The sequence below is a fragment of the Gilliamella sp. Nev6-6 genome (assembly GCF_001690605.1).
Taxonomy (GTDB): domain Bacteria; phylum Pseudomonadota; class Gammaproteobacteria; order Enterobacterales; family Orbaceae; genus Gilliamella; species Gilliamella apicola_C.
In genome coordinates, this window is record NZ_LZHP01000004.1 from 1 (window position 1) to 25025 (window position 25025).

General features: G+C 34.7%; 24 protein-coding genes and 1 pseudogene. 20 read left to right on the plus strand and 5 right to left on the minus strand.

The window, feature by feature from the left end; genetic code table 11:
- The 5 genes and pseudogenes from A9G42_RS00390 to A9G42_RS00410 all read left to right on the plus strand — a co-directional run.
- Nucleotides 1-1561, plus strand: a pseudogene (locus A9G42_RS00390) (hypothetical protein); the annotation flags it as partial.
- A 1326-nt stretch (nucleotides 1562-2887) separates the two neighbouring features.
- Nucleotides 2888-3580: a DUF2884 family protein gene (locus tag A9G42_RS00395; RefSeq protein ID WP_065652318.1), complete on the plus strand. Its 693-nt coding sequence runs from the start codon at nucleotides 2888-2890 to the stop codon at nucleotides 3578-3580.
- 59 nt (nucleotides 3581-3639) lie between these two features.
- Nucleotides 3640-4497: a bifunctional methylenetetrahydrofolate dehydrogenase/methenyltetrahydrofolate cyclohydrolase FolD gene (folD, locus tag A9G42_RS00400; RefSeq protein WP_065588902.1), complete on the plus strand. Its 858-nt coding sequence runs from the start codon at nucleotides 3640-3642 to the stop codon at nucleotides 4495-4497.
- A 58-nt stretch (nucleotides 4498-4555) separates the two neighbouring features.
- A complete protein-coding gene (gene ppiB / locus A9G42_RS00405) occupies nucleotides 4556-5047 on the plus strand; it encodes a peptidylprolyl isomerase B (protein WP_065652319.1) in 492 nt (163 codons plus the stop codon).
- Entirely contained in the window at nucleotides 5040-5792 is a 753-nt protein-coding gene (locus tag A9G42_RS00410) for a UDP-2,3-diacylglucosamine diphosphatase (RefSeq protein ID WP_065652320.1), read from the plus strand. Before ppiB ends, A9G42_RS00410 begins: the two co-directional genes overlap by 8 nt.
- Here A9G42_RS00410 and modC read toward each other — a convergent pair.
- From modC to modA, 3 genes are read right to left on the minus strand one after another with little or no spacing between them, the layout of a single operon-like run.
- The gene (gene modC / locus A9G42_RS00415) at nucleotides 5771-6451 is read right to left on the minus strand and encodes a molybdenum ABC transporter ATP-binding protein (RefSeq protein ID WP_065652321.1); all 681 of its coding nucleotides are present in this window, start codon (nucleotides 6449-6451) and stop codon (nucleotides 5771-5773) included. The genes A9G42_RS00410 and modC overlap by 22 nt on opposite strands.
- Before the next feature lie 6 nt (nucleotides 6452-6457).
- The gene (modB, locus tag A9G42_RS00420) at nucleotides 6458-7147 is read right to left on the minus strand and encodes a molybdate ABC transporter permease subunit (RefSeq protein WP_065652322.1); all 690 of its coding nucleotides are present in this window, start codon (nucleotides 7145-7147) and stop codon (nucleotides 6458-6460) included.
- 25 nt (nucleotides 7148-7172) lie between these two features.
- A complete protein-coding gene (gene modA, locus A9G42_RS00425; RefSeq protein WP_065652323.1) occupies nucleotides 7173-7925 on the minus strand; it encodes a molybdate ABC transporter substrate-binding protein in 753 nt (250 codons plus the stop codon).
- Nucleotides 7926-8219: 294 nt separating this feature from the next.
- On the opposite strand from modA, the gene A9G42_RS00430 reads away from it, so the two are divergent.
- The 15 genes from A9G42_RS00430 to A9G42_RS00485 all read left to right on the plus strand — a co-directional run bounded on the left by A9G42_RS00430 (nucleotide 8220) and on the right by A9G42_RS00485 (nucleotide 21900).
- Nucleotides 8220-8996 carry a TOBE domain-containing protein gene (locus A9G42_RS00430; RefSeq protein WP_065568457.1) on the plus strand — a complete coding sequence of 259 codons (777 nt, stop codon included), beginning with the start codon at nucleotides 8220-8222 and terminating at the stop codon, nucleotides 8994-8996.
- 15 nt (nucleotides 8997-9011) lie between these two features.
- The gene (gene modF / locus A9G42_RS00435; protein WP_065652324.1) at nucleotides 9012-10484 is read left to right on the plus strand and encodes a molybdate ABC transporter ATP-binding protein ModF; all 1473 of its coding nucleotides are present in this window, start codon (nucleotides 9012-9014) and stop codon (nucleotides 10482-10484) included.
- 382 nt (nucleotides 10485-10866) lie between these two features.
- Complete coding sequence (gene uvrB, locus A9G42_RS00440) at nucleotides 10867-12870, plus strand: excinuclease ABC subunit UvrB (RefSeq protein WP_065568455.1); 2004 nt, start codon at nucleotides 10867-10869, stop codon at nucleotides 12868-12870.
- 24 nt (nucleotides 12871-12894) lie between these two features.
- Nucleotides 12895-13245, plus strand: coding sequence for a RidA family protein (locus A9G42_RS00445; RefSeq protein ID WP_065580844.1), 351 nt, complete (start codon nucleotides 12895-12897; stop codon nucleotides 13243-13245).
- Nucleotides 13246-13411: 166 nt separating this feature from the next.
- Nucleotides 13412-13912: a 5-(carboxyamino)imidazole ribonucleotide mutase gene (gene purE / locus A9G42_RS00450; protein ID WP_065568453.1), complete on the plus strand. Its 501-nt coding sequence runs from the start codon at nucleotides 13412-13414 to the stop codon at nucleotides 13910-13912.
- A gap of 1 nt (nucleotide 13913) precedes the next feature.
- Nucleotides 13914-14990 carry a 5-(carboxyamino)imidazole ribonucleotide synthase gene (gene purK, locus A9G42_RS00455; RefSeq protein WP_065652332.1) on the plus strand — a complete coding sequence of 359 codons (1077 nt, stop codon included), beginning with the start codon at nucleotides 13914-13916 and terminating at the stop codon, nucleotides 14988-14990.
- A 47-nt stretch (nucleotides 14991-15037) separates the two neighbouring features.
- Nucleotides 15038-16525 carry a dGTPase gene (gene dgt / locus A9G42_RS00460; protein ID WP_065652325.1) on the plus strand — a complete coding sequence of 496 codons (1488 nt, stop codon included), beginning with the start codon at nucleotides 15038-15040 and terminating at the stop codon, nucleotides 16523-16525.
- 257 nt (nucleotides 16526-16782) lie between these two features.
- On the plus strand, nucleotides 16783-17121 hold the full coding sequence (glnK, locus tag A9G42_RS00465) for a P-II family nitrogen regulator (RefSeq protein ID WP_065568451.1): 339 nt from the start codon (nucleotides 16783-16785) through the stop codon (nucleotides 17119-17121).
- A gap of 21 nt (nucleotides 17122-17142) precedes the next feature.
- Nucleotides 17143-18423, plus strand: coding sequence for an ammonium transporter AmtB (gene amtB / locus A9G42_RS00470; protein WP_065580841.1), 1281 nt, complete (start codon nucleotides 17143-17145; stop codon nucleotides 18421-18423).
- Between the two features lie 653 nt (nucleotides 18424-19076).
- A complete protein-coding gene (locus tag A9G42_RS14545; protein ID WP_442903185.1) occupies nucleotides 19077-19181 on the plus strand; it encodes a transposase in 105 nt (34 codons plus the stop codon).
- A 6-nt stretch (nucleotides 19182-19187) separates the two neighbouring features.
- Nucleotides 19188-19310 carry a hypothetical protein gene (locus A9G42_RS14550; protein ID WP_081296727.1) on the plus strand — a complete coding sequence of 41 codons (123 nt, stop codon included), beginning with the start codon at nucleotides 19188-19190 and terminating at the stop codon, nucleotides 19308-19310.
- On the plus strand, nucleotides 19310-19576 hold the full coding sequence (locus A9G42_RS13035) for a hypothetical protein (protein WP_082211711.1): 267 nt from the start codon (nucleotides 19310-19312) through the stop codon (nucleotides 19574-19576). The genes A9G42_RS14550 and A9G42_RS13035 overlap by 1 nt, the downstream gene beginning before the upstream one ends.
- A gap of 53 nt (nucleotides 19577-19629) precedes the next feature.
- Nucleotides 19630-19890 carry a DDE-type integrase/transposase/recombinase gene (locus tag A9G42_RS13040; RefSeq protein WP_143426060.1) on the plus strand — a complete coding sequence of 87 codons (261 nt, stop codon included), beginning with the start codon at nucleotides 19630-19632 and terminating at the stop codon, nucleotides 19888-19890.
- 4 nt (nucleotides 19891-19894) lie between these two features.
- Nucleotides 19895-20095 carry an integrase core domain-containing protein gene (locus tag A9G42_RS14555; protein WP_082211723.1) on the plus strand — a complete coding sequence of 67 codons (201 nt, stop codon included), beginning with the start codon at nucleotides 19895-19897 and terminating at the stop codon, nucleotides 20093-20095.
- A 215-nt stretch (nucleotides 20096-20310) separates the two neighbouring features.
- On the plus strand, nucleotides 20311-21900 hold the full coding sequence (locus tag A9G42_RS00485; protein WP_143426061.1) for a hypothetical protein: 1590 nt from the start codon (nucleotides 20311-20313) through the stop codon (nucleotides 21898-21900).
- A 483-nt stretch (nucleotides 21901-22383) separates the two neighbouring features.
- Here A9G42_RS00485 and A9G42_RS00490 read toward each other — a convergent pair whose 3' ends face one another.
- Together A9G42_RS00490 and A9G42_RS00495 are read right to left on the minus strand one after the other, a co-directional pair.
- A complete protein-coding gene (locus tag A9G42_RS00490) occupies nucleotides 22384-22857 on the minus strand; it encodes a hypothetical protein (RefSeq protein ID WP_065568449.1) in 474 nt (157 codons plus the stop codon).
- Between the two features lie 1094 nt (nucleotides 22858-23951).
- Complete coding sequence (locus A9G42_RS00495; RefSeq protein ID WP_065583494.1) at nucleotides 23952-24875, minus strand: EamA family transporter; 924 nt, start codon at nucleotides 24873-24875, stop codon at nucleotides 23952-23954.
- Between the last annotated feature and the right edge of the window lie 150 nt (nucleotides 24876-25025).

A 25025-nucleotide genomic window follows, 5' to 3' on the forward strand; every position in this document is an offset into this window, starting at 1 on the left:
ATATAACTTAAAATCGGGCATCGGGCATCGGGCATCGGGCATCGGGCATCGGGCATCGGGCATCGGGCATCGGGCATCGGGCATCGGGCATTTTGTTAATTTTTTTATTTTCAACTTTGATATTACAGCAAAACGTTTTATCTTTAGTGTTACTTTTTTAAAACATTTCCATTGCAAATCTCACTTTGTTGCCAAAATAACGGCACTCATAGCTCACTCAAAACCGAAACTTACTCAAATAATGGGGTTAATCTTATTATTACAATGGATATACGTTGGCTATGCTAATGCAATACTAACAGCAACTTCAAGTCAGATTATTACAGGGAATGCACCGCAAGTGGTTGCGTTATCGAGTGCAGATAAACATGGTTTTACGGTTAATGGTGTTTTTTACAGTGAGGCGAGTGGCACTATAAAGTCTAGTGAAGTGAAAGAATTTGATGGTAACTTAACGCTTAATGATTTTAAAGTGGCAACTTATGCACCAACAAACTTAGATAGGGTGAAAAATTATCGCGATATCGATGGTGATAATGCCGATCCTCAGCAACCATTTAAAGTAGAAATGACTAGTTATGGGTGGTATGACAATAGCGGAAAACGCATAACTGGTGATGATAAGAAAAAAATTATAGGTTGTGGAAGCGGTTTTTCAATGCCATTAAAATTGATAATTCAAACAAAAGTAAAAACCTATTCTGAGTATGGGATCCCAAAAGAAAGTAAACCTAGTACACTAGCTAAAACATATCAAATAGCGCCCAGATCGGAATTATGTTATGCCAAACCAAATGGCGCGATCATTTATCCCGATCGCCAATGGGGCAAACTTGGTGATAATCCAGATTTACATTATCGAATGTATTGGAACGCTTCAGATGGCCGGACACGCTCAAAAGGTGGTGGAGGTTATACTCGAGATTATGTGCCAGATTATGGTTTTAAAGTGGTTACTACGGTGTCTGGAGGTAGAAAATTCCCAACTACAGGTTTTCCTGGCGCTAAATTTCAATTACTAATGACAGGAGCTCAAACTGATTATCGCTATCAAATCATTAATAACCCAGGAAGTGGCGTTTCGATTGATCAAGATGGTATGGTTAAATTAATAAGTAAACCGACGGGAACAGTCACAGTAAGGGCGACATTAAAGAGAAATTCATCGATTAATCATGATTATAGTTTTACGCCAACGTCTGTTTGGGCTATACCTCAAGGCGATTTTAAAGCGCATAAGGAAAGTGCTTGGCAAAAGTGTGGGGGTATTAATAATGTTCTGGGTAGATATGAGCTAACTAATGCTCCTTTTACTTTTCAAAAAGATGATCCTGCCGTTTTTTGGGGCGGGATTTTAACGCGAGCTATTGATGGTTCACTATTTAGTGAGTGGGGGTTTATCAATCAAAAGGCTTATCCAGACTCTCAATGGCGAGGTGGTGTTTATTGGACAGGAAATAAATCGGATTATTCGGAAAGCCATTATCATATCTATGCTGATTCAGGTCATGTTGGTGAAGGAGATGAAACGTGGAGTAATTATGTAGCCTGTAGGGGATAGTGTTAATGGTCTAAGCTGTTGTAGGTGCCTTATCTAGTTTATAAGGTGCCACTTTCACTTAGCCGTAGTAGCTAAAGTAAATTGATTGTATACTTATTAGTGATATTGTATTAAATGTTTTAATATTAATGCATTATTCAATTTTGTAAACAATGCTCAATATAATATTTATTTTGCAGTTAATTTATCTGGTTATGTTTCTGTGCGTGAAGCAGAAAGAGGAAATGTTAGTAAAATAGTGTGTAAACGTTAATTACTTTGGTATATAAGAAAATATTTAATTATATTTTAACTATATAATTTTAATAAGTAAAAATCATCTTACGGCAGTGCAAGAATATGCACTGTTGGTTTTATGAAATGTAGGATTTCTCTGGGTGTCTACAGATTTTGGTTAAAAATAAAATTCAAGTATTCCATAAGGCATAGCTGCATTTAAACCTTTATGCGGTTTAAATGTATTGTAAAAGTTAGTAAGACGATGTAGTTTGGTTTAGCAAAGCTTAACAAAAGCATGATCAACAGTTCTTTGTGTTTGGCGCAGTTATCTGAGTAAATACTGATAATGGTATAAGGTGTTTGTGCTAACACACTATACTGTAAAAACGAGGCTGAGTTGAATTACGATTTATTGCCTAAATACCTGCGTATGACTCACGGGAATCCACAGTTGGAATTGCTTGGTATCTCTATTAAGTGGCGGTAAATGTTTAGTATCAATATGAAATCTCTCGTTTGAATAGCTCTTATTATAGCATAACGTTTGCTTGCCGGTTAATGTGCCCTTCTATCGATTTTTCAATTTTAATCAGTCTTTTAACATCATATTTTATTGTTTTTTAACGGTCATTTGAAATTAATTGTGGCTGAAAAACTTGTGACGGTAAAGTCTTGATGTTCTATAAATCATGAGGCGGCTGATATGAAATCACAACGCTAAGCCAGTGACTGCGATTTTCTTTTGTATAAACGTTAAAACTGCTTTCGATGATAAGGTGTTAATCTTGCATTTTTATGCATATTCATGACGCGTAAACAACGCGAAGAAGTTCTATAACTTAGGCAATTTATTAACTATTATAATACGGTTAAACCGCATAAAGTGTTTTCTGGGAAAACATCTTATGATTTTTTAAGGAATTATTTTCATCGTGAAGTGTAAACAACTTGATGTTTTGTTACATCTAATTAAAATCCAAGCTAGATTCAGCTCACTTGTTATAAATACATTTATAGCCGTTTAAAATCATAATTCTCATTGAATTTCATTATGTTTCTTGTCTGTTAGACGTTATAATCTATATGATTAACTAATTGGATATAAATATGTTGAAATATTTACTATTAATCGTTTTCTTCTTTCCTGTTTCTGTTTTTGCCGCTAAAAAAGAGTGTGGAGTTAAACCTAGCTACAACATCACGATAAGTAAAGAAAGCGTACATATTTTTAATAAAAAAAATGATTTAACTATAACGCAAAATGGCCGTGTTATCTTAAATGAAAAATTAGCAACACTTAATCCTCCATTACAAAAAGAACTCATTCAATTTCAACATGAATTACGCCAACAGCTACCTCTTTTAGAGCTACAATCAGTAAACCTTTTAACTGAAGTTAAAGAGGCGTTTGAAAAAGCAATAAAAAATCAGTTGAGTGATGATAATGAACTCAAAGGTGAGTTAAATAAGTTATATAAACGTTTAGTTAAGTTGCTACATACTGCGATTATTACTGAAAATGGTTATACTCGATTTTCCTACCAAAATTTTAATAATCTAAAAAAAGAGGGTGAAGATATTGGTCAGCGCATTTTCTATAATGTCGTGGGTGGCAGTATTTTGCATTTTAATTTTTTTAAGAATTTAGCCACAATCAAACAAATTTCTAAAAATGAGTGGAAAGCTCAAAAGCCTAAATTAAAAGCTTTTGATGCACATATTTGTTCAGTTATAACAGATATTGATGAGCAATATACTCTAATATTAACTCAACTTAACAATCAATTCACAAGTAAATAGACATTAATAAAAACTTTTGCGAAAATGATAACACGACTAAGATAGCTAAACGGAAGCTTATGACTGCACATATTATTGATGGAAAAGCATTGGCACAACAAATACGAACGGATATTGCTAATAAAGTTAAAACACGCATTGAAAAAGGTCTATCTGTTCCAGGTTTGGCTGTGATTCAAGTTGGCTCAGATCCTGCATCGAAAATCTATGTTAAAAATAAACAAAAAGCTTGTGATGACGTTGGCTTTGCTTCCTTTGCTTATGACTTTTTATCGGCAACTACCGATGAGTTACTGGCATTAATTGATGAGCTTAATCAACGTCCAGATGTGCATGGTATTTTAGTGCAACTCCCTTTACCTGATAATATTGATAAAACAAAAGTCCTTGAACGTATCGATCCAAGTAAAGATGTTGATGGCTTTCATCCATACAATATTGGACACTTACTACAACGCGATCCTATTTTACGCCCGTGTACGCCATATGGTGTGGTTAAAATGCTAGAATCAACGGGGATAAATTTATCAGGTTTAAATGCAACTGTTGTAGGAGCATCAAGCATTGTTGGTCGTCCAATGGCATTAGAATTGTTGCTATTAGGTTGTACAACTACCATTACCCATAGCCGTACCGTTGATTTAGCAAAGCATGTCAATAATGCAGATATAGTGGTTGCAGGTGTCGGTATTCCAAATTATGTTAAAGGTGAATGGATTAAACCAGGAGCAATTGTGATTGATGTTGGTATCAATCGTTTGTCGAATGGTAAATTAGCAGGTGATGTAGAGTTTGATGTGGCTGTTGAAAGAGCTGGATGGATCACACCTGTTCCGGGTGGTGTTGGTCCAATGACTGTTGCTATGTTAATGAGTAACACGCTTGAAGCATGTGAAAAATTTAGTAAGCCAAATTGACCCCGACTCATTAAATTTTATAGAAAGATGTACATTAAATAAAAATAAGGAATATGTAATGATTATATTTCACACTAATTTAGGTGATATTAAGATCAAAACTTTTGACGATAAAGCCCCTGAAACCGTCAAAAATTTTGTTGAATATTGTAAAGCTGGTTTTTATAACAATACAATCTTCCATCGTGTTATTAATAATTTCATGATTCAAGGTGGCGGTTTTGAACCAGGCATGAAGCAGAAAAAGACGAATGCGCCTATTAAAAACGAAGCAGATAATGGTTTAAAAAATGATCGTGGTACATTAGCGATGGCGCGCACATCAGATCCACACTCTGCGACAGCTCAATTTTTTATCAATGTAGTTGATAATGATTATCTCAACTTCCGTTCTGCTGACGTTAATGGTTATGGCTATTGCGTGTTTGCACAAGTCACTGATGGGCTTGATGTGGTTGATAAAATAAAAGCTGTAAAAACAGGGCGCAGTGGCATGCATTCAGACGTTCCTGTTGAAGATATTATTATTACGAGAGTAACGGTTGAATAATCCAGCTCGTTATTTTATTGCAGATATTCATCTAGCAGATAATAAACCTGCTTCTGGTTATAGCGATATAACCGCAGGTTTTTTGTCTTTTCTAGATACCTTACCTGAAAATTGTGAGCTTTATATTTTAGGCGATCTTTTTGATTATTGGGTTGGTGATGATGTAAAGACTGAATTACATCAACAAGTTGTCCAAGCATTGTGCCGGTTATCAAAACGAGGCATCACTAAATATTTTGTGCATGGAAACCGCGATTTTCTATTAGGTAAAAAATATGCTCAGCAATGTAATATGACTATATTGCCAGAAATTAATTGTTTACCTAATCAAGAAACAAATATTGTATTTTTACATGGTGATTTATTATGTATTGACGATTCTCAGTATCAAAAGTTTAGAAAAATCATGCATAATAAATGGTTACAAAAACTGTTTTTGTTACTGCCTTTGTTCCTTCGACTAAAAATTGCGGCTAAGCTGCGACAAAAAAGTAGCCAACATAATCAAATAAAATCTGGAACTATTATGGATGTAAATCAACACGCTGTGGTTAAGATGATGACAGAGCATAAAGCTGATATTATGGTGCATGGTCATACACATAAACCTGCAACTCACCATTTTCAAATTGAAGGGCGCAGTGCAACTCGCCTTGTTCTTGGCGCATGGCATGATGGTGTGACATACATTAAGCAATCACAAGATAGCAATACTTTGGAGCTTTATAGCCATTCTTTCAAATAATCACTTTGTAACACATGCTCGGCCTTACCAAATTCAATCAGCTTCCCTTGATCTAATATTGCCACATTATTGGCTATTTGTTTAACTTCATTAATATTATGGGTCACATAAATAATGGGTATATTTAACTCATTAGATAATTTTTCAATATAGATTAATAATTCCTTTTTTCTTGGCATATCAAGTGCCGAAAGCGGTTCATCCATCAATAGCAATAACGGGTTGGTTAATAGCGCTCGGCCAATTGCCACTCGTTGCTTTTCGCCACCAGACAAAGTGGCTGGATAACGATTTAATAATGAACGAATATTAAGCACGTTGACGATTTCGTCAAATTTTGACAGATTTAAATTCTTAGCGCCATAAGTAAGGTTTTTTATAACTTTATAATGAGGGAAAAGTAATGCATCTTGAAAAATGGTGCCAATCTGCCTATTTTCTGGGGTAATAAAAAGATGTCTATTGCAATCAACCAGAGGGGTATTATTTAGTTGGATATAGCCATGATCAGGCTTAATTAACCCATTAATAAGGTTAATTAGTGTGGATTTTCCCGATCCAGAAACCCCTAAAATAGCGGTGATACCTTGACATTTTATGTCATGCTTGAATTGGAACGAAAATGAAGCCAGTTGTTTGCTAATTTGTATTTGTAACATGAGTTATTATCCTACAATTTTGTTTTTATGCCAACGATTTAACCATTCGGATAAAAAAAGTGCAATTAGTGATAACACAACTGAAATAATACAAAGCCGTAGTGCACTGTGTTCACCATTGGGAATTTGCAGAAATGTATACATTGCAAGAGGTAAAGTGCGGGTTTCACCTTGAATATTTGATACGAACGTAATGGTTGCACCAAATTCTCCTAAACAACGAGCAAAACCTAGCACCATTCCCATTAAAATGCCAGGAACAGCTAAAGGTAACGTGATAGTTATAAACACTCGCCATTTATGAGCACCAAGAGTACGAGCTACGTTTTCAAGGCGGATATCAATCGATTCAATGGCTAAACGAATTGATCGAACCATTAGCGGAAAAGCTACCACCGCCGAAGCTAAAGCTGCCCCCTGCCAATTAAAGCTGAAACTGATATTAAAATTATTATTTAACCATTCACCAATTACACCATGCCGGCCCATAGTTATTAGCAATAAATAACCTAAAACTACGGGAGGTAAAACAAGTGGAAGATGTATAATGCTATCAAATAACGATTTACCAAAAAATTGACAGCGGGCTAATACCCAAGCAGTTAAAATTCCTATTGGTAAGCTAAACCCAATTGCCGAAGTAGCTATCTTTAAACTAAGTAATAAAGTTTGCCATTCAAATTCACTTAATAACATATTTCAAAATACACTTGGCGATAAATTATTTTATTATAAAACCGTATTGTTTAAAAATGGCTTTAGCTTGTGGCGAATTTAAATATTGATAAAAATCGTTTGCTTTGGGATTCAATAAGGTAATGGGATATTCTATAGGCTTAAAAGTATCCATAGGGAATGTCCCAATAATTTTTACCTTATCGCTTACCTTTGCATCTGTGCTATAGACAATACCAAGCGTAGCTTCATTACGCTCGACTAACATGAATGCGTCACGTACATTGCTAGCAGGAGCAAATTGTGGTGACAATTTATTAAATATTCCTAAGTTGGTTAAGGATTCTTTGGCGTAAAGCCCAGCAGGAACATGATCTGGATCGCCAATGGCTATTTTTCCCCCTTTAGGTAAAATTGCTTCCCAGTCAGTTTGAGTATTAATAACAATATGATTTAATTTCGATTGCTTGGGAGCAATAAGAACCAATGTGTTTTTCAAAAGATCTTGTTTATCTTTAGCTACGTTATGTTCAATAAGGTAAGTCATCCACTTTTGATCCGCTGACATAAAGATATCAGCAGGGGCACCTTGTTCAATTTGTTTAGCTAATACTGATGATGAAGCAAATGAAAACACAATATCGGTATCTTCATGTTCAACTTTATAAATAGCAGCGATATTCTGTATAGAATCAGTCAATGACGAAGCGGCAAATACCGTTATTTTTTCGGCTGCTGATGCTAAAAAGGTTACTGTCATCATTATGATAATTTGCAAAATTCCAATAACTTTTTTCATTTTACTCCTCACAATAATAGTAAGTTTATTTGGGCTGCCAATGCTATATATTGGATTGATTATTATAAATAAATTTTATGTTATCAATAGAATATTTAATAATCGCTATATAAAAAATAACATATCGATAATAACAAACTTTATTTATAAAGTACAATTAAACAAATTCTATAAAACGGTTTTTTATAAAACAACCAATAAGATTTTTAACTTTTTTGAAGGAATGTCAAAAAGGGTCTACAATAATTACCTTACTCTTTCCTTTAATTAGTTGATTGTTCATGGTGTTACATTATGTTTTCTCCTGAAATTTTATTAACGTTGAATATTCATCAACAGTTATTTACTGACCCGAGGCGCATTGCGTTGTTAAAAGCTATTGAACAAACGGGGTCATTAAGTCAAGCTGCCAAGGAAATTGGGGTCAGCTATAAAACAGCATGGGACGCTATCAATGAGATTAACAAGCTAGCGCCTAAGCCTTTTTTAATTACAGCAATTGGTGGTAAAAATGGAGGAGGAACTAAGTTGAGTGCCTATGCTGTTAGGTTTATTCAACTTTATGAATTATTAACTCATCTACAACAAAAAGCATTTAATATTCTTAGTGACGACAAAATTCCATTAGATGATATTCTAAAAGCCACAGCCAGTTTATCTTTGCAAACTAGTGCACGTAATCAGTTATATGGTGCTGTTAAACAGATTCAAACAAGTGGGATTGCTGGATTTATTACTGTGCAGTTAAGTGATAATAAAACAGAACTAAAAGCTTACATCACTCAACCAAGTATTGAACGGTTAAAGTTGGGTACAGATAAAACAGTCTTGTTGCTAATTAAAGCTCCCTTAATTGAATTGAACGATGCTAATGAGAACTGCCTATCGGTCACTATTGAAAAAATCACGACTGATGGCAAATGGAGTGAAATCGCTTGCTCACTACCCTCTGGCATTGTGCTTTATGCTAGCAAATTAGCTAATGAAATTAAGCAATCGAGATTAATTATAGGCAAACAGGTTAAACTATCTATTAATCCACAACATATTATTGTTACTACATTAGTTTAGTAATATGAGGTTATCATGCTACAGATAGAAAATGCACATTTTAAAATTAATGACTACCAAGTTTTTACCATTGAATCATTAACAATTCAACAAGCTGGTAATGTTGCTTTTGTGGGGCGTAATGGCAGTGGTAAATCTGTACTTGCTAAAGCATTGGCAGGCAAACAAAAACTATTATCAGGGAAAATTATCAATCAATTTAAATCTATAGTTCATATCTCTTTTGAACAACTTCAAAAACTGATTAATGATGAATGGAAGCGAAACAATACTGACATGTTAAGTGAAGGTGAAAATGATACGGGGCTGAGCACTGAACAAATTATTCAACAAAATATGAGTAATCAAGAGCTTTGCCAGCAACTAGCACAACAATTTGGGATTGAACATTTATTACTTAGACGTTTTAAATATCTTTCAACGGGGGAAACACGTAAAACGCTAATCTGCCGAGCGCTAATGCAACAACCTGATTTTTTAATATTAGATGAACCTTTTGATGGTTTAGATACCGCATCCCGTGAAAATTTAGTAGAAATACTTGCAGTGCTTGCAAAGCAAGGAGTCACTATTGCTCTTGTTTTAAATCGATTTAACGAGATCCCTACTTTTATCGAAAATATTGGTATATTAGCCGATTGTCAACTATTGAAAATTGACACAAAGCACACAATATTAAACGATACAACAGTTAAGCAATTAGCTGATTTAGAAAATATACCCAATATGTCCTTACCAGAGGCCGATGAACCCCCAACACCATTAGCCGATCAATTAGATCGTGTCATATTAAAAAATGGTTATGTCTATTATGATGATACAGCAATTATTAATGGATTAACTTGGCAAGTAAAAGCCAAGCAAAATTGGCAAATTGTTGGGCCTAATGGCGCAGGTAAATCAACATTATTAAGTTTAATAACAGGCGATCATCCGCAAGGATATAGCAATGATCTTACTTTATTTGGGCGCAAACGTGGTTCGGGTGAAACGATTTGGGATATTAAACGCCATATCGGTTATGTGAGCAGTAGCTTGCATTTGAATTATCGTGTTAGTTCTAGTGTTAAAACCGTGTTATTGTCTGGCTATTTTGATTCGATTGGTGTTTACCAAGCAACAAGTGATAAACAAGCTAAACTGGTTGATGAATGGTTACAATTGCTAGGGTTGCAAGCGCAAGCAGATAAACCGTTTCAGTCGCTTTCTTGGGGGCAACAAAGGTTAATACTTATTGCCAGAGCTTTGGTCAAACATCCGACACTGCTTATTTTAGATGAACCGTTACAAGGACTTGATCATCTTAATAGAGAATTAGTAAAACGCTGGATAGATCGTTTAATTAATGAGGGGCACACACAGTTGATATTTGTTTCCCATCATGCTGAGGATGCCCCAAAATGCATCACACATCGATTAACTTTTGTTCCTGAGTTTGATCATAGCTATCAATATCAAATTGAACAGCTAAGTAAAATAATTAGTTAGAACTATTAAAATTGATGTTAAAAATAGAAATGATCTTCAAAATAAAAAGGATTTTTTTTGAAAATTTATCTTGATAAATGAAAACATTTTATAAAGGCTACACTTATGAAGTTATCCCCGTTACCTGTGGATAACTCTGTTAATATTTTATTGAAAAAAGCGCTAACCTCAGTCACTATCAGGATTTTTCTTGATTTGATTGTAACTTAAGCACAAAAATGTTTTTTGTTTAATATCAATAAGATACCATAAATCAAGAGGTGCATTTGTTGTTTTTTTTATAAATTAAAAAGGAAGCTGAACAAAAAATAGAAGATTTTTGAAGGTCAAGTCCTTTTGGGGATAATTTTTTATTAATAGGTAAAATATTAGGTTGTGAGTAATGAAAAAATTTAAATTATGTTCCGAATTTAAGCCCGCTGGTGATCAACCTGAAGCTATAAAAAAAATTAATCAAAATCTTGATGACGGAATTGCACATCAAACTTTATTAGGGGTAACAGGATCGGGTAAAACATTTACTATGGCAAATGTTATTGCTCAGCATAACCGCCCTACAATCATTTTGGCGCCCAATAAAACATTAGCAGCCCAGTTATATGGCGAAATGAAGGCTTTTTTCCCGGAAAATGCGGTGGAATATTTTGTATCTTATTATGATTACTATCAACCTGAATCTTATGTGCCATCAACTGATACTTTTATTGAAAAAGATGCATCAATCAATGAACATATAGAACAAATGCGTCTTTCTGCCACTAAATCACTATTAGAACGGCGTGATGTTGTGATCGTTGCTTCGGTTTCAGCCATTTATGGTTTAGGTGCGCCAGAAACGTATATGTCGATGATACTGCACTTAACAAAAGGCACGATTACTGATCAGCGCTCAATCTTAACTCGTTTGGCTGAATTGCAATACACTCGTAACGAAATAAACTTTAGTCGTGGTACGTTTCGCGTGAGGGGGGACGTGATAGATATTTTTCCTGCTGACTCTGATGAGCTTGCTGTACGTGTTGAGCTATTTGATGATGAAGTCGATCGTATTGTAATGTTCGATCCTTTAACAGGTAGCAGTGTTAGTGAAGTATCGCGAATCACCATTTATCCTAAAACGCACTATGTTACACCAAGAAATATTATGGAAAATGCCATAGCACAAATTAAACAGGAGCTAAAAGAACGGCAAAAGGTGTTATTAGACAATAATCGCCTATTGGAAGAGCAACGTTTAACCCAGCGAACACTATTTGATATTGAAATGATGAGTGAACTTGGTTACTGCTCTGGGATAGAAAATTACTCACGCTTTCTAGCTCAACGCAATCCAGGTGATCCACCTGCAACGTTATTTGATTACTTGCCAGCAGATGGTTTATTGTTTATTGACGAATCTCATGTTGCTATTCCGCAATTGGGGGCAATGTATAATGGTGATCGTTCTCGAAAACTTAATTTGGTTGAATATGGATTCCGCTTACCATCAGCGCTAGACAATCGACCTTTAAAGTTTACTGAATTTGAAAATATTATGCCACAAACTATTTATGTATCAGCAACACCAGCCAAATATGAAATAGAAAAATCTGGTGGAGAAATCATTGAGCAAGTAGTTAGGCCTACGGGGCTGCTCGATCCTATTATCGAGGTTAGGCCCGTTGCTACACAAGTTGATGATCTGCTATCTGAAATCAAAATTCGTATTAATAACGACGAGCGAATATTAGTAACTACACTAACTAAACGTATGGCAGAGAACTTAACTGATTATTTGTCAGAACATAGTGTCAATGTAAAATACTTACATTCAGATATCAACACAGTTGAACGAATGGAAATAATTCGAGATTTACGCTTAGGAAAAGTGGATGTACTCGTTGGGATTAACTTATTAAGAGAAGGGCTAGATATACCAGAAGTCTCTTTAGTGGCAATATTAGATGCTGATCGCGAAGGTTTTTTGCGCTCGGAAAGTTCTCTCATTCAAACCGTTGGGCGCGCAGCTCGAAATGTGAATGGTAAAGCCATATTGTATGCTGATAGAATAACGCCAGCTATGCAAAAAACGATTGACGAAACTGCTCGCCGTCGAAAAAAACAAGAAGACTTTAATACAACGCATGGCATTACACCAAAATCGGTACGCAAAGAAATTAAAGACATATTAGAAGCAGGTTTAAGCACTAAAAAGTCAACAGCCAAAGTACAGGCATTTGAACCAGGCAAACCATACCATTATGTTTCAGTTAAAGAAGTACAAGCAAAAGTGAAAGAACTTGAAGCAATGATGTATGAAGCTGCTCAAAATCTTGAATTTGAAAAAGCAGGTGTGTTGCGTGATGAAATAAAAAAATTACGTGCGGATTTTATAAAAGTATCTTGATGGCGCATTTAACAAGGAAAAAAGATGACAATAACTCGAATTGATCCAGATGATCGTTGGTCTGAAGCTGTGATCCATAATAACGTTATTTATTACACAAGCGTTCCTACTAATCTTGAAAATGACGCTTATGTGCAAACCAAAAGTGCATTAGCTGAAATTGACAAAATATTAGCCCGAGCTAACAGTGATAAAACGCGTATATTAGATGTAACATTATTTTTAGTTAATAAAAGTGACTTTGCAGGGATGAATAAAGCATGGGACGAATGGGTAGCTAAAGGTAGTGCACCAGTACGTTGTACAGTGCAAGCTGAGTTAATGAAAAAAGAATATTTGATAGAAATTAAAATCGTGGCAGCAGTAAAAGCCTAGTTTTTCTATTATCGCCGATACTATTCGGCTACCTCTAAGGTCATTTTCTTTACCTCGTTAATTGTAGTTTTTTTGTTGCTAAGTGATAAAGCCATTATGATCCCCATTAACAAAATTTTAGTGTATACTTTGCATACATTCTATTTTAATTATTCTCACATTTGCTATGCACACTCAACCTAAAATTGCCATTGTTATGGGATCTAAAAGTGATTGGAATACAATGCAACATGCCGCTGATATTCTTGATACATTGATTATTCCCTACCATGTTGAAATCGTTTCTGCTCACCGTACTCCTGATAAATTATTTCGCTTTGCCGAAGATGCTAAGCAAAAAGGCTTTGATGTGATCATTGCGGGTGCTGGTGGTGCTGCCCATTTACCTGGCATGTTAGCAGCCAAAACACTCGTTCCTGTATTCGGTGTTCCCGTGCAAACTGCTACCCTAAGTGGCGTTGATAGCTTATATTCCATTGTGCAAATGCCTAAAGGCATTCCTGTTGGCACATTGGCAATAGGTAAATCAGGGGCAGCCAATGCGGCATTACTTGCTGCGCAAATTTTAGCTTTGCATGATAAAGCTATTTATCAACGTTTATCAACATGGCGATTAAATCAAACGGATGATGTATTAAATCATCCCGATCCAAGAGTGAATGCATAATATGAAACTTCGATCTGTTTGTGTACTGGGTAACGGGCAATTAGGACGAATGCTTAAGCAAGCTGGTGAACCATTAGGTATTAAAGTCTACCCTGTAGGGTTAGAGGAAGAACCAACGACAATTCCATATCAACAATCAGTGATAACCGCCGAAATAGAACGTTGGTCAGATACACCATTTACACAGATTCTAGCTAAACACCCTCATTTTATTAATCGAGATATCTTTCCGCTTATTGCTGATCGTTTAACGCAAAAACAGCTACTCGATCAACTTGGTTTACCTACCGCCAAATGGTTTTTACTTAATCAATCTCAGGATTGGCAAAAACTGTTTACCGAACTGGGTGAGCTATTAATTGTTAAACGCCGCACTGGTGGTTATGATGGGCGAGGGCAATGGCGAATTTCGGTTAATAACCCAATAAACGTGCCAGATGATCTCTATCAGCACGCTATTGTTGAACAAGCTATTCCATTTGACAAAGAGATGTCATTAGTGGGCGCTCGTAACGCAAAAGGTGAAACAGTATTTTATCCTCTTACCCATAACTTACATCAAGATGGCATATTAAAAATGAGTGTTGCAGTACCTAATGCTTCCCATTCATTATTACAGGCAAAAGCTGAAAAAATGCTATCTGCCATTATGCATAAATTAAATTATATTGGTGTAATGGCAATGGAGTGTTTTATTGTTGGCGATGATTTACTGATCAATGAACTTGCACCACGTGTGCATAATAGTGGACATTGGACGCAAAATGGTGCCTCAATAAGCCAATTTGAGCTACATCTCCGAGCTATATTAGGGCTGCCATTACCTAAACCTGATGTGTTTTCACCTTCGGTTATGGTTAATTTAATTGGCACAGAATTAAATATTAATTGGTTATCTATCGATTTAGTTCATCTACATTGGTATGAAAAAGAAGTCCGAGTTGGGCGTAAAGTAGGGCATTTAAATTTAACTCATAATCAACCTGACAAATTGCTAAAAGCATTAGACACTTTAATATTGCTATTGCCTTGTGATTATCAAATAAGCATTGAATGGGCAAAACAAAAATTATTGTAATTTAGTAAGTTAAACCAATCAAGGCGATTAAATTTAAGGGTAGATCTATGGTCAACTTCAACCAAAAAATTAATTATCAGCGTTACGCCAGTAAACAGCGTGAAATACTGTCTGATGAGTACTCAATAGTGCGTTGTTTTGAAAGCGATCGCGAGCGTATTATTAATTCCGCTGCCATTCGTCGATTACAACAAAAAACGCAAGTCTTTCCACTAGAACGAAATTCAGTGGTTAGAACACGGCTCACTCATTCTATGGAAGTGCAACAAGTGGGTCGCTATATTGTTAAAGAAATCGTCAATCGACTAAGCAAATCTAGGCAACTAGAAAAATATGGATTTGATAATTGCGTAATGGCTATCGAAAGTCTGGTTGAGATGGCCTGTTTAATGCACGATATTGGCAATCCCCCATTTGGTCATTTTGGTGAGGCTGCTATTAATCAATGGTTTACGTTACGCCTAGGGCTTGGAAAACCCACAGCTTATAGTGAACTTGATATAAATGATAACGATACCGATGAAATCAAAAAACTTAAAATAAAAATCCGCCAAGATCTATCTAATTTTGAAGGTAATGCACAAGCAATTCGATTAGTGCATACAATATTGCGTCTTAATTTAACCTATTCACAAATTGCCTCAATTCTTAAATATTCCAAACCGGCCTATTGGTCTAAACAAGTGCCGGTTGAATTTTCTTATTTAATGAAAAAGCCAGGTTATTATTTATCAGAAGAGCCATTTATAAAAGAGCTATCTAAACAGCTTGATATTAAACCATTCCATCGATATCCATTGACCTACATTATGGAAGCTGCCGACGATATCTCATATTGCATTGCAGATCTAGAAGATGCTGTTGAAAAGAAAACCCTAACAGTAAAACAGCTCTACGTATACCTAGCAGAAGCATGGGGACCAGTTAAAAAAGACGATCTGTTTGATACCGTTGTGAATCGACCTTATGAAAACTTAAAACAGAATGGATTTGATGCTATTGGTATTGATCAGTTCTTTATGTATTTACGTGTTAACACTATCGGTAAGCTGGTACCCCATGCAGCGGAACGTGTTATTGAAAATATTGAAGCAATCTATCATGGATCATTTAATTATGCTTTACTTGAAGATCATAGCGCTGAATATAAATTACTAAATATTTTTAAAAAAGTTGGATTTGAACATGTATTCAGTCATGAATCGGTCGAAAATATTGAACTTCAAGGATACCGAATTATTAGTGGGTTGCTTGATATTTATAGTCCATTGCTTAATATGCCAACTCATGACTTTTTAAAATTGGTTGACAATCAATATCACAAACATTATCCCATTGAGACACGCTTATATCATAAATTATCCTCAAAACATTGTGTCGCTTATAAACAAGCAATCAGCGAACTTAATTCAAATAAAACAAGTTTCGTGTGTATGGAATTTTATTACCGATGCCGATTATTGCAAGATTATATTAGTGGTATGACCGATCACTTTGCTTATGATGAATATCGCAAGTTAATGGTCACATTCTAGCTTGTAGCAATTGATTAAATGATTGGGCACTACTAATATGCATTGGCACCAGATTAGTGCGTGGCTAATAGTTAAAGTATCCAAATAAACTGTAATTATTTATATTACTCATCATTGAGAAAAACGATTAAGCCTAGATCTTTATTTCAACTACCTTCCATATTCTTTTTAAATAACGCAATTTAGTTCAAGTTATCAATTTCTGGCATGTTCTTTGCATTATTCATTTTGTATCTCAAATTTATTAGGAGCATTAAATGAAATTAGTCACTGTAGTTATAAAACCTTTCAAATTAGAAGAAGTTAGAGAAGCGTTATCTAATATAGGTATTACAGGATTAACTGTCACTGAGGTTAAAGGTTTTGGGCGTCAAAAAGGCCATGCAGAGCTATATCGTGGTGCCGAATATAATGTCAATTTTTTACCTAAAGTTAAAATCGACTTAGCCATTAGCGATGATCAGCTTGACGAGGTTATTAGCACTGTAGCTAAGGCTGCGCATACTGGCAAAATTGGCGATGGCAAAATTTTTGTCACTGCACTTGAACATGTAGTGCGTATACGCACTGGTGAAACCGATGACTCGGCGCTGTAATTTATTGTTAAGGGTATCATTATGTTGAAAAAAGCTATTTTATATTTAACGATTTTATTTTCAAGTTCTGCTTTTGCTGGAGAAGTTGGCATAGCTGATAAAGCTGATAATGGATTTATGATGATCTGCACAGCATTAGTTCTGTTTATGTCTATTCCGGGCATTGCTTTATTTTATGGTGGTTTATTGCGCTCTAAAAATGTGTTATCGATGTTAACACAAGTATTGGTTGTTTTTTCGCTAATTTCTGTGTTATGGATTGTTTATGGTTATTCACTTGCTTTTGGAGAGGGTAACTGGTTTTATGGAAATTTGAATCACGCATTATTAATAGGTATAAGTATTACTAATGTATCAGGAGCTATTTATGAATTAATTTGGGTCGCATTCCAAGGATCGTTTGCTTGCATTACCTGTTGCTTAATTCTGGGAGCTTTTGCTGAACGGATTCGTTTTTCAGCAGTACTCATTTTTATGGTGCTATGGTTTACATTTTCATATATTCCTATGGCGCATATGGTATGGGGTGGTGGTATCTTAGGTGATGAGGGAGCACTTGATTTTGCCGGTGGCACTGTAGTACATATTAATGCAGCGGTTGCAGGAATAATTGGTGCTTATTTTATCAAAAATCGCATTGGTTATAATCGTGAACCACTAAAACCGTTTAATTTGCCTTATGTTTATCTTGGTGCAGCCATTCTTTATATTGGATGGTTTGGCTTCAACGCCGGCTCATCAACACATGCTGACGAAATTGCTGGTTTAGCTTTTATTAACACAGTTGCAGCAACTGCCGCCGCAGTTTTAGCATGGACATTGGCTGAATGGTTCTTCCGCGGAAAACCATCTTGCCTTGGTTCAGCATCGGGTGTGATAGCTGGATTAGTAGGGGTAACGCCAGCCGCAGGTCTAGTCGGGGTAGGTGGGGCTATGTTAATTGGCTTTATTTGTGGTTTTGCTGGTGTTTGGGGCGTATCAACACTCAAACGAATTCTAAAAATTGATGACACTTGTGACGTATTTGGTGTACATGGTGTATGTGGCATCGTCGGTTGCATATTAACAGGTGTATTTGCATCAGAATCCTTAGGCGGTGTCGGTTATACACAAGGTATTACTATGGTAAGCCAAGTTGCTATTCAGTTGATGAGTATTATAACTTGTGTAATTTGGACCACGGTTATTTCTTTTATTTCTTATAAAATTGCAGATCTTTGCGTTGGTTTGCGTGTGTCAGAAGAACATGAAAGAGAAGGGCTTGACATCAATAGCCATGGTGAAAGTGCATTTAATAGTTAATCACTAACCGAAGCAGTCATTAATTAAAAATTGGATATAAAAACAGATTTAAACTAAAAATAATTTACAGGGAGATATTCCTGTAATTTGTGGTTTTTATTATAGGAATTGCTAGTGGTGTTTAGAGTAATTTAGGAAATTACTGAACAAATATACATGGAAAAATTAACGCCATATTACAGATAAGCGATATGGCTCTTATATTATAAAGAAAAAATAGCTGTCACTGATTTGGCTTAACGCTTTATGGTTAGTTGCTCAATCGTTTGTAGCGTATCAGAATGCCTTGTGAAAGTTTTTTCCCTTAACCAGCGAAATGAACGTTATGTCAAAACGTGTAATAGCCATCGAATCAATCACAAATTCACCAAACTACTTAATCCACAAACTAATGGCAGAGTAGGATGAGTGATACAAACTTTGAATTGAGATATGAAATAATCAGCAACTGTTTAGCGTTTCAAAAGGTAGAAGATAAAATCTTAAGAGATTTCTCTAAAAACATCTTATGATGTTTTTAGAGAATTAATTTAACCATAAAGTATAAAAACTCAGTGTTGTAACTCTTCTTAAAATAGTACAGCAAAAAGTAAAAAATTTTCTATGATAAAAGCAAAAGAGAATGTAATTATGAAAAAAAGACTGAACATCAAATTGTATCTATTTTAAAAGAAGCTGAAGCAGGTATTCCTGTCAAGGAACTGTGCCGTAAATATGGCATGGATAATTTAACTTTCTATAAGTGGCGGGAAAAATAGAGCGGAATGGAAACGTCGGATATTAAACGCTTAAAGGAGCTGGAGGCTGAAAACCGCAAGCTTAAGCAGATGTTTGCCGAACTGAGCTTAAAATCCCAGCTTCAGGAAGAAATCATAAAAAAGCTTTAGTGCCCACAAAGGCACGTAAAACGTGGGCACAGCAACTACAAAAAAATCATTCAGTCACTATTACGATGAGTTGTGTCATTGTTGGTTTAAGCCGTTATGCTTACTATTACCAACCTAAGTTGCAGGATGATTCGGTGATTGTTTCGGTGTTGAATGCTATCACAGACTGGCATTTACACTGGGGCTTTCTAAATGTTTTAATCGAATCAGAAAACTGGGATATCGTTGGAATCATAAACATGTTTATTGGGTGTATTGTGAGTTAAAACTGAATCTTAAAACAAAACGAAAACAACGAATTTCACCTCGGGAGCTAGAAATGTTATTGACTCCCAATAAACAAGGTGAATGTTGGTCAATGGATTTTATGAGTGACAGTAGTCGTAATCAACGTCGCTTTAGAACATTCAATGTCATCGATGACTTTAATCGTGAGGCGTTAGGTATTGATATTGCAGTAAGCTTACCAGCAGGAAGGATTACCCGTTACTTAGATAAACTGGCCGAATATCATGAGTATCCATTAAAAATATGGGTCGATAATGGGCCAGAATTTACAGGAAATACCTTTATAAACTAGGCTTATATCCAACTGCCCTTACCAAAATGGCTATATTGAACGATTTAATCGTACCTATAGCACGGAAGTACTCGATTTATCTCTTTTTAACAACTTAGCGCAAGCAAGGAAAATAACAGAAGAATGGTTGATGATTTATAACACCAAAAGACCACATGAGGCATTAAATAACATGACACCGCTCGAATATAAAACACTAAAATAGGCAGCTTAATTTTCTACGTGAGTTGTGTACTAAGTTTGGGGGTATTTACAGTATTTTTCTAAAATTTATATTTTTTATCCAAAAATGCAAAAAAACTAGCCAACCATTTCTAAAGCGGTTATACTTTCACCGCTTTAGAAAGGTAAGCTTGTTAAATAAGCTGTAATGGTATAAAACACAAACAAAACAAAATGTTATATAGCGGGAAAACCATCATGCATTATCATTTTAGGCACAAGGCACAAGGCACAAGGCAAACTTATACCCTAAATTTATCAAATAACCCTATTTGGCGAGTTTTTACGCAAAAATCATTTATATCTTCGAAACTATTCGCGAAATTATTTTCAAAAAAACCATTAGCATTAGCGCTGTTGTTATTGCCGTACTCCTTAGAATCGCAGGCATTATCGGCCACCACCACGAATACCATTCAGGGCACAGCACCTTATTTAACCTTTGATGGTGGTGCGTCCCATGCAGATTCAGTTATTTCCTTATTATCAGTAACGTTGCCCGGAAACCAAATTATTAATGCATCAAATGATAGCTCAAGTCTGGAAAGCCCATTAGTGTTAGATAAACTTTCAGCCACTTTTGCTGATATTAAGACGTTAGTGCCCCATGGGAATTATCCAGAGGCGTTGACAGATGACGTTATTGGTTCCAATGGTTATTGGAAGGATGATGATGGCGATACACTTCGTCATGTCAATTCGAGTAAATTAAAAATTAAATGGCAAAATTTATATGGTCAAGATATTACTAATTATGTTAAGGATAACTTAGATAAAGCATTAAATGGGTGTGATGCACCTTATCAACTCACGTTAGAAGTTGAAGATGTGAGCATTAAGACGGAATATGGTATTCCTTCTGAAAGTGATAAATTTACTGGGGATAGGCATACCTATTATCTTTATCCCAAAATGGATAAACCTCAATTTTGTTATGCTATGCCTAACTTAGAATATGATTTGCATTCAAATGATATACCTTATGATGGAGCAGTTTCTTCTCTTAACGATCCGAATGGTGATTGGAATAAATATAGAGGATTTTATGCTTACAACCCATCCAATCCTGAGGTAAACTTTCCAACCACAGGCTCTCATAATTTATTTTTTTACTTGAGTGTTGCAGGAATGAAAGCACAAGATATTCTTGATACGAATGGCAGAACAATCTCGGCGGGAGGGGTAACATTAACGTTAAATGCTGAAAATACGCTACCTACAGGGTTAGTAAAAATTAACTTAATGGGCCCTAAGGAGAGCAATCCTAGTTCTTTTATTCCTTCAACATTTTATTTACGCGATAAAAAAAATAGACTATTGTACAGTTTTAGGTTAGAGCGTTGGTATGTGGCTAAAAAAGGCGGCGCAGGCGGTTATCAAAATGCAGTAGCATTTTGTAATAACTTTAATGGTGGTGGATATCGTATGACCAAAGTGCTTGATTTTACTAATGCAAATAGGACAGATGGTATGCCAGATTGGCAAAATGGTATTGCAGACTCAACTTATTTACGAAAAATCAGTTATAAAGCAAATGGGTATTGGATGGGGGGATTGTTTAGTGAATGGGGGCGTATGACTCAGATTTACTATAAAGACAGTGATTGGGAGTTTTTTAGAGTAGGAGATCCTGATTGGAATGACATTAATCTGGCGCATTATTGGACGTCAGACCAACGTGTGAACAATTACGTTGTAGACAATTACGTTGTAGAAGCTAATTCTGGTATAGTTGGCAGTAGATTTCATTCGGATCAATCCTATAGAGTTGCTTGTGTTACACCTTGATTTCTCTCATTTCAATAATGACTATTTAAAACAAAATACTTAGTATTTTGTTTTAAATAGTAGATTAAATCTTTCAGCTATAAAATCTTTATATTAATTTAACCATAAAGTTTATAACCATCCGTGATGAGTAATTGTTACAATTTAGCTATTCAAAAGATAGAGCATAAAACTTAAGCGATTAATTAACTATTATAATACGAGTAAATTGCATAAAGTAATTTCAGAGAAAATGCCTTATGCTTTTTTAGAGGATTATTCTAACATTAAATTTTAACTAACAATATTCCCGATAAGCACGTTTGTTATATCCATTGATAGCCTAGCTTTTTTGGGATACGATAAAAATATTTAGGAAAACCTCAGGATAAATGTTTTTGTGCTATTTCGCTAAATATTAACGTAATTATTGGAGCATACAATAATTTAGGTTGGTAATATAAGTACAACTCATGGCAATTGAATTTTTGTTAATTGCTCCAATTAATCATCCCAAAGCATAATTGCATTATCATCAGTTAAAATTAAAGGTGGAGCAAAAAGATACTCTTTAACTTTAGCGGGTAAAGCTTGCATATCATTAAAATTAAACTGCAACTCAGGGTAAGCGTTAGCGATTTTTTTGATTCGAGTATCTAATAACTCCTTTACCTTATTAGATTCTTTGGTAATAGCAATTTCATCTTTCAGCATACTAATCTGCTTTTTATGATGCTCTGATTCAAATATTTCATTAAAAATAAAGGAAAAACCGCCTTTATTAGTTCTATTACTATCATGATACTCCCTATATTCGGAATGGTGTAATTTAAGTTCCTTAACACGTAATGCAATAATCTCATCAATATGATCAGTATAATAATTTAATGTAGGATCTAAATAAGCTAATGTTCTATGTTCAGGTATTGCATCATTACTATGTACTAAGGTAAATAAAGGTTTTTTAAATGTCTTCATTCTGTCACTTCCTTTTTAATTAAAAGAAAAAGGTAACAAGACCTTCAATACCAAAAAGCGATTGTTACATTTTACGTAAAGATCTTTAAGGGTAACATGGCGCTTTAATATAAAGATCAATAATATTTCCAATAGTTATTTTAATTCTTCAAGAAATATTCAAACTAATGAGTTCGAATTACAAAGCAAAAAAGTTTAAAAAATAAAAGGCTATTGGTAACAGCCTTCGCTAGATAAACAGTTCCAAATGAAAAATAACTAAAGCATGTTCGTAACATACTAATACTCAAAATACCAATTGTTATATTCTAAGGCTAGGCTAAATAGTCTTATTTACTTATAGGTCATGTTTTAAAGGCGAAGATGGTATCAACCAATAGCACAACGCCTTTACTTAATACTTGACTAAAACATCTCAAGAGTCGAATAACGAACTATTTAAATAGTCATGACTCTTATTAAGACACATTTAGTTTTGGAGAGTTCAATAATATTGCTAGATATAATTTTTTTTGTTAAAGGTTCTTCTTTAAACCTCATAAATACAATGTAAAACTAACACATATATCATAATAATTTTTAACATGTTTGATTGCTAATGCGTAAAAATAGAGTGACTTATAAAGTTATTCATCTTTGGACTAAATTTTAGCAAAGCTAGCTAAATTGACAAAACAACTATAGATATGGTGAAGATAAATTAGGTTTTCAATACCCGAGGGCATTATTACTTCATTGCTTTTGCAATACTAACAAATAAAGCTAGTTCACTATTTATTAATCAAGACGAAGTTGAATTATTATACCACTTTTTTACTAAATAATAAATATAAATGTTATTCAACACTTCAGTTAAGTATCTAATCAATGCTTAATAATAAGCTAAAGGTGGGCTGGATTGTTTTTTAAATGCAACTAATCTTTTACTTAAAGTAGTATGTTATTTAATGGTTAAAAATGACTTACAATAAACTATACGGGTTTATATTGTTTTAAAAACGATTATTAATTAATTTTTAAATAAAATGAGCCAAAAACAACTAAAATAAATAATAAGGGCAGGGTATTCGCCTACCCAGTTATTTTGAGTTAATTCACTTTTTTATGTTTTTTAAGTTCGGTAAAGCAATTGTGAGCAGGATGATAATCACGCCTACCCATTGGTTAAAATAAACCGATTCATGCAAATAAAAAAATGAACAAGTCACCGCAACAGGTAGCTCTGCAGCTGACAGAATCGCACTCAAAGAAATACCTATTCTAGGTATTCCGATCGAAAATAAAAAAGGAGGTAACACAGTTCCAAGTAATGCTAATAAAAATCCTAATTGATATAGTTTATCGCTAATATCAAGCTTAAAGAAAAACAAAGGTGGAAAAATTAAAAAGGTGATAAAGCATGCGCCAGTAATCATTAAAGCACTTTTTTCAAGTTTAGGTAATTCATTACCAATATTGCTACTAGAACTAATAAAGAGCGAATACATTAGTGCAGCTAGAAAGCCGAAAAAGCAACCTGTTAAATTTAAACTAATATCTTGATTAAAAATACCAGCTGCTAAGCTACTTCCAAAAATAATCACAATAACGGTGATTAGTTGGGTGATAGAGGGTTTATTTTTGAAAATAACAAAATCAATAATGACACTAATCCATAAATATTGCATTAATAAAATAATTGCAATTGATGCAGGTACTAATTGCACGCATTGATAATAACAAATACCTACTAACCCAGGAAAAAGCCCAACGGCAAAAACCTTCCATTTTTTTGTTAGTTGAGGTATTTTAGTAGCCGAATTTGATAATGCATTATCCGTTGTTGTTTTGGGCTTGCGGATTGTTTTAACAATAAGGTGAAGGCTCCATAACATTAGCATCCCCAAAAAACACTGGACACCAGTAACTTCGCCTAGTGTATAGCCCGTTTTATAAGCAGTTTTTACAATTGAAGAAAGCACACCAAAACTACATGCACCTAAGAAAACCAAAAAACCACCTAAAAATTTATCTTTCATAATTAAATCTCGTAACACTAAAAAAATAACATTGTTGAATATATCGACAAAAAACACAATAAAAGCCCTAGGGGACTTGTTTTATTCGCCCCCCTATGGCTTTTAACTCATTTATTTAAAAAATGTAGCAAAACAGTGATAAGTGATATT